General features: G+C 39.5%; 6 protein-coding genes and 1 tRNA gene. All 7 read right to left on the reverse strand.

Annotated features, from left to right (window positions below; genetic code table 11):
• Nucleotides 1–4: 4 nt before the first annotated feature.
• The 7 genes from ACZ5L8_RS11600 to ACZ5L8_RS11630 all read right to left on the reverse strand — a co-directional run bounded on the left by ACZ5L8_RS11600 (nt 5) and on the right by ACZ5L8_RS11630 (nt 13,538).
• Nucleotides 5–2,068 carry an arylsulfatase gene (locus tag ACZ5L8_RS11600; RefSeq protein WP_464437659.1) on the reverse strand — a complete coding sequence of 688 codons (2,064 nt, stop codon included), beginning with the start codon at nt 2,066–2,068 and terminating at the stop codon, nt 5–7.
• 37 nt (nt 2,069–2,105) lie between these two features.
• Nucleotides 2,106–3,002 carry a DUF1735 domain-containing protein gene (locus tag ACZ5L8_RS11605; protein ID WP_464437661.1) on the reverse strand — a complete coding sequence of 299 codons (897 nt, stop codon included), beginning with the start codon at nt 3,000–3,002 and terminating at the stop codon, nt 2,106–2,108.
• A gap of 16 nt (nt 3,003–3,018) precedes the next feature.
• Nucleotides 3,019–4,770: a RagB/SusD family nutrient uptake outer membrane protein gene (locus ACZ5L8_RS11610; protein ID WP_464437664.1), complete on the reverse strand. Its 1,752-nt coding sequence runs from the start codon at nt 4,768–4,770 to the stop codon at nt 3,019–3,021.
• A gap of 18 nt (nt 4,771–4,788) precedes the next feature.
• Nucleotides 4,789–7,824 carry a SusC/RagA family TonB-linked outer membrane protein gene (locus ACZ5L8_RS11615; protein ID WP_464437666.1) on the reverse strand — a complete coding sequence of 1,012 codons (3,036 nt, stop codon included), beginning with the start codon at nt 7,822–7,824 and terminating at the stop codon, nt 4,789–4,791.
• Nucleotides 7,825–7,848: 24 nt separating this feature from the next.
• Nucleotides 7,849–9,660, reverse strand: a complete 1,812-nt coding sequence (locus ACZ5L8_RS11620) for a RagB/SusD family nutrient uptake outer membrane protein (protein WP_464437668.1) — start codon at nt 9,658–9,660, stop codon at nt 7,849–7,851.
• A 10-nt stretch (nt 9,661–9,670) separates the two neighbouring features.
• A complete protein-coding gene (locus ACZ5L8_RS11625) occupies nt 9,671–12,937 on the reverse strand; it encodes a SusC/RagA family TonB-linked outer membrane protein (protein WP_464437671.1) in 3,267 nt (1,088 codons plus the stop codon).
• A 516-nt stretch (nt 12,938–13,453) separates the two neighbouring features.
• Nucleotides 13,454–13,538: transfer RNA gene (locus ACZ5L8_RS11630), tRNA-Leu, on the reverse strand.
• Nucleotides 13,539–13,558: the final 20 nt, after the last annotated feature.

Genomic DNA, 13,558 nt, shown 5'->3' on the forward strand with positions numbered 1-13,558 from the left:
TTAATTATTGCTTGGGGTTTAATGCAATGCTATCGATCCAGACTTCATCACCTTTTTTAAGCGAACCTAGATAAAGTGCTACTCGGTATCGGCCGGCTTCTTCTACTGAAGGAGTTTTAAAATTATACGTCTGAATATTTTCTCCCACATTTATCACTTTTTCAAGAAGTGGTTTCTCTCCTTTTTTAAGACTTTCAACACGCAATGTAAAAGCAGTTTTTGTCTTACTCAAACCAGAAATGCTTACTTCATAATGTTCCCCTTTCTCTGCAGGAAAACCCCAGTTCATCATTAGACCTGCCGACTTATCATTAGGTTTATTCATCTTTACATAAAGTGCGTTTTTCCCTTTGATCTTAGAAGTATGATCTGTCGTGACGGTTGCATCCACTACTTTATTCTGTTGCAAATTCCAGCCGCCTAGATAATCATCAAATTCTCCATTTATGCTTCTGCGAAAAAGCGTCATGCGCTCGCCATAACCTTCAGTATTCATAGGAAAAGCATTGATACTTTCTCCCCATTCATGCCACTCGTCAAACATCGCCTTAAGTCGCTCAGGATATTGCGCTGCGAGATCATTCATCTCTGTAGGATCATTTTCTATATCGTATAAGTGCAAGGAAGCTTTATCAAATTTCTCTGCCATTTCAGTCTTTGCGACTAACTTCCATTTGCCATCACGCATGGCGATATTTGCCTCATGTTCCCAGAAGATCTTACCACGATTTAAAGGTTCGCCCTTTATCACAGGTAATAAACTTTTTCCCTGCAAAGGTGTGATCGTATTGCCATTATATTCTTCATGATATTGCGCCCCCGAAACCTCAACGCAGGTTGCCATCACATCCATGATCTCACCATAATTATCTACAAATTCACCTTCAAGAGATTTTTTCATTTTGGCTGGCCAGTGCACGATAAATGGTGTCGCAATACCGCCTTCGTATGTGTAGTGCTTGTACTCTTTAAAAGGTGTGCTGCTGACGTTCGCCCAATTGATGCGGTAACTTTCAAAGGTGTTTTCTTTACCTGTAACTTCCTTGCTTTCTCCGCTGCTAATGAATTCCGCGCAAGCGCCATTATCACTCAAGAAAAATATAAGTGTATTCTCTAACTCTCCGTTTTTCTTAATTGCATTAATGATCCTACCCACGCCCTGATCCATTATGTCGATCTGTGCCGCGTAGATGGCCATTCGCATCGCCATTTCATCCTTTTTATCATCAGGGATCTCGTCCCAAGCCGGTATCTCCTCATCGCGGGGATTCATTTTTACGCTTTCGCCAAAAAGTCCTAACTCCTTTTGTTTTTTAAATCTGCTTTTACGGATGCTATCCCAACCAATTTTATAGGCTTCTTTGTATTTCTCGATATCGTTTTGCAATGCATGAAGCGGCCAGTGTGGCGCAGTATAAGCCACATACATAAAGAATGGATCGTCTTTTTTCTTCTTAAAATGCTCATCTAAATACGCCACCGAAGTATCGCTAATAGCATTAGTAAGGTAAAAATCATCTGGTGCAGGATAGCGCTCATTACCGCTGTAAATTGTGGGTGTAAAATAATTAGAACCACCAGGAACGATACCAAAATATTGATCAAAACCACGCTGCATGGGCCAATTATCCTGAACGCCTCCTTGCGTTTTTCGGTCATTTGTAAGATGCCATTTACCCGTCATGTATGTACTGTAACCGGCGGTCTTGAGAACTTCTGCAATGGTAACGCTGGTGTTGTTGAGATTGCCTTGATATTCTGGCGTGCCCATATCTGCAGCGGCCATCCAGCCCATCCCAGCTTGATGCGGGTAAAGACCGGTCATAAGTGCGGCCCGAGTGGGACAACACCGGGCCGCATTATAAAATTGTTTGTATCGTATGCCGTTACTGGCAAGTTTGTTAATGTTTGGCGTTTGTACTTCTCCGCCATAGCATCCCAGATCCGAATACCCCATATCATCTGCAAGGATCAATAGGATATTCGGCTTTTCTGTCTGGGAATGAACTACCTGAAAAAATAGAAAACTAACTACTAATAAAAAACGATACGATCTCTTTATGCTCATTAATATTTTTGATCAAAAATTGAAAACCAAAATCTTACTACCACTCCTCAAAATAAAGATCTCTTTCTGGTGCTTGTCTTAGCACAAGAGTATCTTTTACCTGATACATTTTACTATCACGAGTAAACGCATATTCAAGATAGAATTCGCGATCTTCTAGATTGTACGTTCCGGTTTCTGATGTGATCTCAACATTTGTATTGTCTGATGTTATGGTAACATCATAATTATCTTCATTAACACTAAGAAGCAATGTGCCATTTGCAAATGTTCCTGCCGCTGGCGTGCTAATAGTTGTAGCATCTACTGTACCTACAGCCCAAGTTTCATTATTTATAAGATCTTCATCATTATAAACTGTTTGCTCTACTACTGCTCCTGTACCATCTACCTCAGTTTGCTCGCCTTTATGGTAATATGTACCGTGATAAGCACTGATATATTTTACTACTAAAATGGTATAACCTTTACCGTTCAGAATACTGTCTGTTGATGTTTCAGTAATGCGTATAGGAAGCGCATAATTATTCTGCGTAGAAAGAGGATCTGCCGTAAAAGTCTCTTTGTTTAAAGTAACAGTTACATCGCCAATAAATTCCCCGGAAGGGATATTCATTGTATTATCATCTGACAGTGAATAATAATTTTGTGGCAACAGCATAAAGTCATTACCGTTTGTCAATTCCTCATCATCCAGTAAGGCTGCGTCTATCTCAAATTTAGCCGACTCGCCTTCTGAGTTATTGCGTTTTCCTCCCAGAGCAACACCTACTTTAAACTGCATTTCGTCGTAAGACACAATAGTTCTAAGAGGTTTTTGAGTGGCAAAGTAAACCGCAGAATATTTATAATCCTTGATGTATTCGTCATACTTCTCACATCCTGTGATCATCAGGACAAAAGCGCTAACTACTATTAAAAATCTAATCTTCATTCTCATTAATTTTATTTTACCAACCCATGTTATTTATAAGATCACTCTTTATCTGCTCCTCATATGGTAACGGTAAATAGTAATCTCTCAAATCTTTAAATCCGCGTTCTTCAACATTGTATTTTTCATAATTTAAAGAACCGTCTTGCTGCTCTGTGATCTTAATTCCCTGTACCTGTGTATCAAGCGGCAAGAACCATCTTCTCATGTCAAAGAATCTATGATTTTCAAACGCAAGCTCTATTCTACGCTCGTTTTGTAGTAGCGTTCTAAAGTCTGCTTTACCCATCGCCGCAACTTCTTCCACGTAAGTGGCATCAGAAATACCCGCATTGCTTCTCACTTTTTTGATCGCATCTAGTGCAGACATGCTCATTCCTGGACCTACCGCGCTAGGACCCCAAGCTTCGTTTGACGCTTCCGCGAAATTTAGCAACACTTCTGTGCGGCGTATCAATGCATGATAATGGTGCGCTGTTGAAGGATTCTGTCTATTTAAAAGATCTTGTAACGCTAACCATTTTCTCAAATAGTATCCTGTTCTTGTCGCGTTAGGACTTTCGGCTCTTGAGTCAACACCACCTTCAAAAGTCTCTAGAGGATCTCCTAAGAAATCTCTACCGTTATACATGATATTTAAGTAAAATCTAGGGTCACGATTTGCATAAGGATCTGCAGGATCATAATTAGATCGCGCATCTGTAATAGGGAAACCATTTTGTGCCGGGAAGGCATCTACTAAATTTTGCGACGGACTCGTATTACCATTACCAAAATCTACCGGAGGGAAGTTTTGATTCTCAAGCACACGATCGTTATGATACTTTCTCCAGATATATTCTCCCGGTGTGTTATTTGGGTTAAAATCACTTTCTTTTAATCCAGGAACATTACCTATTATATCAAGCGCTTCTTGTGCTGCTTGAGCTGCCATGATCCATCTTGCATTATAGAAACCTTCGTCTAGAACGGTAAAGCTTCCCATTCCGTCCAAAGATGTAACACTATCATCTTGATATGCTGGGCTCGCAGCGTAGAGCATTAAGCGTGATTTTAGCGCAAGCGCGATCTGATCATCACCTCTACCCAAACCGCTAACACCAGTAATTGTACTACTACCAGAATATCGTACCGGCAAGTAAACCATTGCAGTGTCAAGATCGTCTGAGATTTGTTGTACGCACTCCAGATATGTATTTCTTGTTGTGTTTTGTGGATTGTTCAGTTCTTCGTCTGTAGGTGTTCTGGTTGTGATAGGATAACCCAAAGCTTTTCCATTATTTGCTTTACCACCATATTCTTGCAACAACTGAAAACCCCAGTATGCTCTTAAGAAATAAGCTTCACCTTTAAGTCTAGATCTGTATTCTGCATCTGCAACAGAATCTGTAAGATTATAAGTGACATTCTCACTTAGACCACGATCTAGAAATAAGTGAATATTTCTAAACTGATCATAAGCCGTGTTCCATCTTCCTACGGGATTAAGAGTAGGACTAATACCGCCTACGGCCACTTCGTATATTCCAGTTCCATAACTATTAGTAACTGCGTTATCTGTAGCAACATCTAGAAAATTGTCGTTGTAGTTTGTAACTCGCTGCGGAATATTTGCATACGCATTCATTAAAACGCCTTCTGCATAATCCGGAAAACTCCAGGTTGCTTCATCATCAAAGGTGTTTACCGCCGTGGGATCAAGATCACAGGAAACGGTAAGACCTGCTATGAAAATGAATAAAAAGAGATATGTATTTTTACTTTTCATGCTAAATGTTTTCATGGATTAAAAGTTTACTGTCACACCTCCCGTAACAGTTCTAAGAACAGGATAGTTATCTACACCAGCGTTAGGCACCTCAGGGTCTAGATCCTTGTTGCTCGAAAGAACAAAAAGGTTAGTTCCTCTTAAATGAAATCTATACGACTTTGCCACACGCTCTGATGGCAATGTATAGCTCAATTCTACATTCTTAAGTCTGAAGAATGAAGCATCTTCTAACCAATAGGTTGAGTTTCTAAAGTCATTTAGACCATTAGTAGTGGTAAGCGCTGGATACGTGCCTTGTGGATTATTCTGCGGATGATATCTGTTGCTCGCTTGCACAGAGTATTTGCGCTCGCCATAGTTCCAGTAATAGCTGTTGTTTGTAAAATTGTCAACACCTACTTCTGCTGTACCTAGCATAAAGAGCGAGAATCTCTTGTAATCTAGTTTTAGGTTTACACCAAAAGATGTTCTGGGGAAGCTATTACCTATTCTGGCTCTGTCTAGGTTATCTACATAGCCATCGCCGTTAAGATCTTTATAAGCAATATTACCCACACCATAAGGTCCAAAGCGTTGCACAGGATGATTATCTACCTGTTCCTGACTTGTAAAAAGACCTTCAGCTACAAAACCTAACATAGAGTCTGAAGGCATGCCCGTTTGCTGATAGAACTCTTGCTCTGCCGGGTAGTCTATCTCATTTGTGGTAACGATCTTGTTTTTGCTGAAAAGCACAAGACCACCTACAGAGTAATTAAGATCTCCAATAACATCAGACCAGTTTACCTGTGCCTCAAACCCACGGTTAAGAACTTCTCCTCTATTCTCCTGAGCAAAAAGATCTCCTGCTGTAACAGAATATCTATACGCCGGCGTCTGGATTATATCGTATCTAAACTCATTGAAATAATTCATCTCAAATTGAAGCCTATTGTCAAACATCAATCCTTCTACACCTATGTTGTATTCTCTAGATTTTTCCCAAGTAAGATCTGGATTACCTGTTTGCTGAAGTATCGTTCTTGAAACGTTTGTATTGTTTCGCTCATTAAACTGTACTGCACCGTTCGTATTCCAGCGGGTAACATATAGATTGTATGCCATTGACCCATCATAACCTATGATCCCGAAGCTACTTTTCAACTTAAGGAAATCTATGGTCTGTGAATCTTTAAGGAAATTCTCTTCTGAAAGTATCCAACCTAAACCTACCGTTGGGAAAACTTCATAACGCTGATCTCTAGCTAATTTATCACTACCCATATACGCCATTGACGCTTCTGCATAGATCTTGTCTTTAAAACTGTAATTAAGTTTTAAAACGGTATTTGTAAAACGCAGATCCTGCACCACATCATCATCATCGTTGTGATAATAAATATGATTGAAGCTTGCGCCTAGATCGTGCTCTCCAAAAGAATTTTCATAAGCTACATTAGCATAAAAACCGCTGTTGTTTGTATAATCTTCATTAAGACGTTGCTGATTATCGTTGATCACACGGTTTCTCAACTGGTAATACACAATTTCCTCACCTTCGTCAGTCTCTAACCAGCGTTGTGCAAATGTGGGTGCAGTTTCGCTTTTACCGTTTGAGAAATACTGGTAATTGTCTGTTGTATAATAGGCTTTCGCCGAAAGGCCCTCTGTAATGATATCGCTAAAATCAAGATCAATACCCAGATTCGCCTGACCGTAAAATGCCTGAGATTCGCTAAAACCGCCATAAAGCATATCTGCATATAAACTATTAGGCCTTTGAAAACTTCCACCTAGTGGCGGGAAGTCTGCGTCTTCACTTTGTAATTCTGGATCGGTAAGTAAAAAAGGATATTCATTAGGTCTGTGTGAAGTTAAAGCCGAGATAACAGAACCATTATTTCTTGTAGGTCGCTCTGTCTCTACATAACCCGCGGTTCCTAGATTCACGCTAAGAAAATCACTCACCTCAAAGTTCATGTTACCACGAAGATTAAATCTGTGACGAGATGGTTGCTCTCCTACTTTTTCAAAACCATTTGCGCCAATATAACCTAGCACAAGTGCGTATTGACTTTTATCATTACCTCCCGAATATTCTACCGTTGCTCTTTTAAAAGCTGCAGCTTCATTCATGAAATAATCATAATAATCTGCATCAGGATAACGCTGATCGTTCTCACCGGTACTGTTTAAATATCCATCAAGGTCCTGTTGCGTATAGAACGGAGATAATCCGTCATTTGCTCTAGCTTCATTATAAAGTGTTGCATACTCATAACTATTAAGATATTCTGGTGTTCTGGTGATCATTGATGCACCATATTCTACACCTAACTTAAGTACGCGGGTATTGGGTTTTCCTTTTTTGGTTGTAACCAAAACAATACCGTTTGCAGCTCGTGGACCATAAAGCACTTTACTGGTCGCATCCTTCATTACTTCTATGCGAGCGATCTCTTGAGGATTAAGCGTATTTAAACTCCGTTCAATACCATCTACAAGAACGATAACACCGTTACCGCCACCGCGATGAAGGCCTCTAATGCTTAAAGCCGCACCGTTATTCCCTAGGCCATTAAGCGTTTTTCTTGCTTGTAATCCTAAGATCCTACCTTGCAGTGCATTTGTTATACTAAGATCTGGATAGCTTTCTAGTTCTGCTGCATCAATACCGCTTACCGCTCCGGTTAACTTACGTTGTGTAGTTTCTAGCCCCAGCGGAAGATTTACACTGTCATCTGCGCCAGAGAACAATAAACTTTTAACAAGCACGATCTCTGGAGTGATCTTTTTAAGACCTATCCATTGACTTTCATAACCATTTGCTTCAATAAGCAATTGACCATCGAGATCTGTTTTTATAGAAAAACGACCTTTTTCATCAGTGAGTTTTTCAATTTTGCCTTCTCCCAGTGTTACTTTTACTTTTGGGATAGGGTTACCACTTTCATCCACGATGGTCGACTCTACGGTAACTTTTTCTTTTTTCTTTTTCTGTGCATGCATACTAACCGAACTACATAAAACGGCCAATAGGATGAGAAAAGATAAATATGATTTCTTTGTCATTTTGTTGGTTTAATTCGGTTGATATTACCACCCAGGGTTTTGAGAAAAATTAAATAAGTTGTCTACATGATCTGGCGGAACCGGATACCAGTAGTGCTTTGTTTCAAAGTTTCTTTGCTCTGTGATAAGCGGGATAAATTCATATGTAAAATCCTGCGGCGCATTCCCAGAAGTAGTTGGGTATGCTCTCACGCCTTCTAGTGGCTCAGAGAAAATCTCTTCAGCGATCATCCATCTTCTTATATCGTTCCATCTATGAGGATGCTCAAACATCAATTCTACAGAGCGCTCATTTCTCACCCTTCCGCGAAAAGCGTCCTTAGATCCCGTAAATTGTGGTAACACATTTGGCATGCCCACTCTGTTACGTATCATGTTTATCGCTTGCACAGAAGTCATCCCTAATCCTTCAGGATCACTATTAGGTCCATATGCTTCGTTCATCGCTTCCGCGAAATCGAGATACAATTGAGAAACACGTATGTAAACCATGTTATAGTTGTACAAACCATAGTTGCGGGTGAAACCATTAGCCTCTGTCCAAATAAACTTCTTGTTTGCATAGCCCGTGATCATTCGGTTTGAAGTCACGTTTACATTAGCCGCAAGTTTATAATCTCTACCGCCTACATAAGTTTCTAAGTATAGAGGTCTGTTTGCAGCATTAACGCCCCATTGCTCACCAGGAACAAAAATGTTGTTATAAAATCTAGGATCACGATTTTCAAAAGGGCGAGCCGGATCATAACCAGAGTTAGGATCATCAATAGGCAAACCGTTATTCATCTCAAATCTATCAACAGAGTTTTGAGTAGGGTTTGCATAATTCATTGCAGAGAATCCCTGACCACCATCGTTATTTATACGCTTAGGGATATAAAGCGATCGTAGATCTCTATCATTATGTCGGCCCACATCAGCACGATACCATAGATCTTCATCTCCCACAAAATTGTCATGATAAAAAATATGCTCATACTCATCACCGCCCATTAATCGTGGTCTACCAGCAGCACCGCTATTCACATAGTCTATAGCATCTTTAGCATAACGAGCGGCCATTTTTGCCCACTCAGTATTATAACCGTTATTCTGAATCGTATTAAGATCATTATTCATTAACGGACTAGCAGCATAAAGCGCAGCCATAGATTTAAGACCGTAAGCAGCACCTTTTGTTGCTCTTCCTGCCTCAGCATCATCCCACTGATGTGGTAATAATTCTATCGCTTTTTCTAGATCTGTAATTAACCACTGGGTAGACTCTTGATACGTTAATCTAGGAAGATCAAGATCTTCTGTAGGTTTGTATACTTTATCAAAGATTGGCATCCCGCCCCATCTTGTGATAATATTAAAATACCACCAAGCACGTAAAAAGTAGGCTTGCCCTAGAAGTTCATTAATTTGATCTTGAGACAGATCTGGAACTGTCTCTACATTTGCAATGATCTTGTTTGTAATTCTCAATCCTCTAAAGGCACGACCCATGATAGGAGATTGATTACCGCAGCAACCATTCCAGCCTATTTCTCCTTTGTTTGGGAAATCCTTCCATTGCCCAGCGATAACAAAACGTGTTAAGTTAAGATCGTCAATAATTAAAGCTGTCTCATCAGAGATTGAAGTATAATTCAGGTTAAAAAGTCCCTGACTACTCCAAATATGAAAGTCTTCTAACATTGAATAATTCTGATCTAGAAAACCTCTCGCCGACTCATATTCCTGAAAAACATCATCTTCAGTAAGTCCCAGATCTGGCGACTTCTCAAGATAATCCTCGCAGCCCGTGAGTGTTATAAATAATAATGTAATGCTTAGTATTCTTAATTTCATAACTGCTTTTTTAAAAAGTGAGACGAAGACCTACGTTATATCTTTTTACGATAGGGTAAGTGTTACCCGCAAAAGCTTCAGGGTCTGTACCCCAGCTATTCTTAGACCAAGTAATAAGATTGTTTGCGTTACCATAAATTTGAAGTTTGTTCATTCCAAATTTCTCTAGGCCATTTTTAAAAGTGTAAGACATCTCAACACTTTTCAATCTTAGATAGTCACCGTCTGTATAATTATATGTACTGATACTGTTGTTGTGCAGTATGTTACTTCCTATGTGTAGAGAAGGTTTTTGTGCAGTGCCAGCAGTTTCAGGCGTCCAGCGAGTTAAGACATCATTCTGCGCCATTATTTCGCCGTCAAGGAAATCCCAAGTCAATCTATCTCCTTTATTACGTCCTATATCTGATACTCCATAAAAACGCGCCTGGAAGCTAAAGTTCTTATAATCAAAGCCCATGTTGAATCCGTAAATCATTCTAGGATACAACTGTTGCTTCATCACAACTTGATCTTGAACATCTACAACACCATCTGCGTTATAATCTACAAACAGCAGATCTCCAGGAACCAGATTATTTACTGAGATCCCTAAACCAGGAGGCGCATAATTATAAATGTCATCTAATGATTGATAATACCCAGAGTTTATTACACGAGGCCCTTGATTTGTCCAGCGTATTGGCTTACCTGCACTTTTTAAATAATCATCCTGCATTCTAGGATCATCTTGAAAAACAATGCGGTTTTCAAACTGTGAGATATCTCCACCTATTCGGTAATTGAAGTTTTTACCAATTTGATCTCTCCAGGTCAAGGCTAGTTCATAACCTCTATTTTTTGCTTCACCTATGTTTGCTGATGGCTCATTTGCTCCAAACCATGCAGGAATGGTTTGATAATCCATCAAGATCCCCATACGATTCTCTGTGTATAGATCTAGATTAGCATTTAATCTTTTATTGAAGAGTTTAAGTTCAAAACCTAGATTTCGCTTTAGCGCAGTCTCCCAACTAGCATCAGGGCTAGCCGCTTTACCTTCTTGATACAACGGACCATAATTTGTACGGTTGTCGTAACCAAAAGGCACATTACCACCAGAAGAATATGTCTGAACATAAGCGAATCTTGGAGCTCCTAGATCACTACCCATTTCTCCTTGAGAGTAACGCACTTTGAAGAAATCAATAGCGTCACCTGTGAGCTTATTAAAGAAATCTTCATTAGTAAGTACCCATCCTACAGCAAACGATGGGAAAAACCCGAAGCGCTTACCTCTGGCAAATTTTTCAGAACCTGTGTAAGCCCCGTTTAATTCAAGAAGATATTTGCTATCATAAGCATAAGTAACCCTTCCTACCCAGTCTTCACGATACGATGGAAAATCAAAAACAGCAGAAGAATTCGCATCTACATTGGTCTGTCTGTTCATCAATGCAAGACCAGTTACCGCGTGCTTACCAAAGGTTCTCTTATAGTTTGTAGAGAACTGATAGAATAATCTCCTACCATAATTTTGAAACTGATCATAATTTGTCACGATAGGTTTACCGCCTTGATATTCACTGGTAGGCCAGCGAATTTCTGAAAGTAACGGATAATCTACTGTCCCATCCTCATTGTAAATAGGATTTGTAATATCATAATCTCTGTAATAACGCACTTCTGCACCTAAACTCGCATTACCAAAAGTTGATCTATCTCTTCTCAAAGCACTAAAGTAGCTCGAGTTTGAGGTAAAGGCTATTTTCGCTTCCGCGGAAAGACCCTTCGTCACAAAATCAAGTTTCTGATTCAGTTTTGCATCATAGAAACCTTGATAAGACTTATGAATTTCCTGCCCACCTTCGTTAAGAAGAACGATAAAGTTTTGTCCACCAGCAGCGGAATCTCCCCACTCACCATCAGGATATTTTATAGGGAAGCTGTTAGTAGGTAATGTGTGTACCTTACTATAAATAGAAGCATCGCTTGGCCCAAAGAATGGCTGCAGTCTATTTCTAAAGTTACCCGCAAAGTTGATCGAGAACTGTGTGGTTTTAGTAATATCAAAATCAAGATTAAATCTCCAGTTGTAACGTTCAAAACCAAAATCTGGATCAAAATCTGAACTCTCATTAAGTGTTGTATTAAAGATGTCACCATCTTTAACATATCCCAAAGAACCAAAATACTTCATGGTTTCAGTACCACCGCTCACATTCAGGTTGTATTGTTGCTGGAAACCAAAGTCTCTTACAACCTCATCCCACCAGTCAATTTGTGGGAAATATGGATTATAAGGTCCTGCTTGACCTGCATTGTCTATCCATGCTTGTATCTCAGATTGTGGTATTTGATTTTCCCAAAGTCTGTCATTGGCCGCAGCCTCATTATACATCTGCATGGTGGTAACCCAATCTGTATTTTGCTTATTTCGCGTAGGGAATTTGAAACCAAAATTTGAAGAAAAATTAAATGTTGGATCTCCTGTTCTACCGCGTTTTGTAGTAATAAGTATAACACCATTTGCACCTCGCACCCCATAAACAGCGGTTGCCGATGCATCCTTAAGTATTGAGATCGTTTCTATCTCACTAGGATCTATCTGGTTAAAACCTCGCTCAATACCATCTACTATAATTAGCGGATCTGTATTTGCCCAGGTCCCAACGCCACGAATTTGTATTCCGTTTGCTCCTTTACCAGGTAAACCGTCACTATTTACAACAGTTACACCCGGTGCAAGACCTTGCAAAGACTCTGATACATTTGTGGTTGCTCCCGTTTTTAAAACTTCTTCTCCATCTACTTGTGAGATGGCAGCAACAACACTTTCTTTCTTTTGCTCACCATAACCTACAATTACCACTTCTTCAAGGCTGGCAACATCCAGCTCCATACCTATTTCTACGGGCGTGTCAGCACTAAAATCACTATACAATTGCGGTTTGTAACCCACAAAAGTGAATTTCAGTTTTGAATCTTCGTTTACAGATAAGGTAAAATTACCGTCAAAATCTGTTTGTGTTCCGTTTGAAGTTCCATCTTCTATCACGGTCACACCTATCATAGGTTGACCCAGTTCATCGCGCACAATACCCTTTACTGTGATCCTGTCTTGAAAGAGCATAGCAGGAGTTGCCGCCACTGTCGTTTGCGCAGCTAAAACGATGTATAAAATAAATAAATAGAGAGGAGCCCTTTTTGATCGTCCACCGCCATTATCTTTAATAATAGCATCAACGTTTTTTGGAGGTCGATTTTTAATTAGATGATACTTGTAGTTTTTAATCATGAAAGAACTTGTTTTATAAGGCAAAGTTCTGAGCGTTATGTGCCTTTGATTATTGATTCAAAATCTAACTCTTAAGATTTTGTGAAAATTTGCTCAACAATTTTACTGAGATGCCCTTGGTACCACTATAAAATTTGTAGTCTATCCTGTAAAAAATGTGTTACAGAGCCACTTTATCTGTAAAATTTTAGCACATATTCAAAATTTTACAGCTTTTACTTTGATTAATTCAACGAATACGCAATCAACTTAAAAGAAGTATAAAAGCCCAATTTTATCTTAAAATTGATTATCAGAAATAATGAGTTTTAGATGTTTTTGCAGCAGGCTGAAGAAGTGATTTATTTATTGGCTTAAAGCCAAAAAATGCCACCCAATTTTAACTGGATTTGAAATGAAATTTGAGTAAGAAAAAGCACCAGAAGATCTGGCAATTGAAAATTCAAACAAGAAATAAAAAGAGGAAAAGTATGAAGCAAAAAAAATCCCCGACCGTTCTGGTCAGGGATTCAAAATTGGTGCGGATGAAGGGAGTCGAACCCCCACGCCTTGCGGCACCAGATCCTAAGTCTGGCATGTCTACCAATTCCATCACATCCGCATTTTGTTGTAATGGGCTGC

It is taken from the genome of Leeuwenhoekiella obamensis, assembly GCF_055391795.1.

Excerpts from the sequence above, each read along its gene's own strand:
- ACZ5L8_RS11625 (WP_464437671.1), bottom strand. The coding sequence starts at position 12,937 with ATGATTAAAAACTACAAGTATCATCTAATTAAAAATCGACCTCCAAAA.
- ACZ5L8_RS11615 (WP_464437666.1), bottom strand. The coding sequence starts at position 7,824 with ATGACAAAGAAATCATATTTATCTTTTCTCATCCTATTGGCCGTTTTA.
- ACZ5L8_RS11610 (WP_464437664.1), bottom strand. The coding sequence starts at position 4,770 with ATGAAAAGTAAAAATACATATCTCTTTTTATTCATTTTCATAGCAGGT.
- ACZ5L8_RS11620 (WP_464437668.1), bottom strand. The coding sequence starts at position 9,660 with ATGAAATTAAGAATACTAAGCATTACATTATTATTTATAACACTCACG.
- ACZ5L8_RS11605 (WP_464437661.1), bottom strand. The coding sequence starts at position 3,002 with ATGAAGATTAGATTTTTAATAGTAGTTAGCGCTTTTGTCCTGATGATC.
- ACZ5L8_RS11600 (WP_464437659.1), bottom strand. The coding sequence starts at position 2,068 with ATGAGCATAAAGAGATCGTATCGTTTTTTATTAGTAGTTAGTTTTCTA.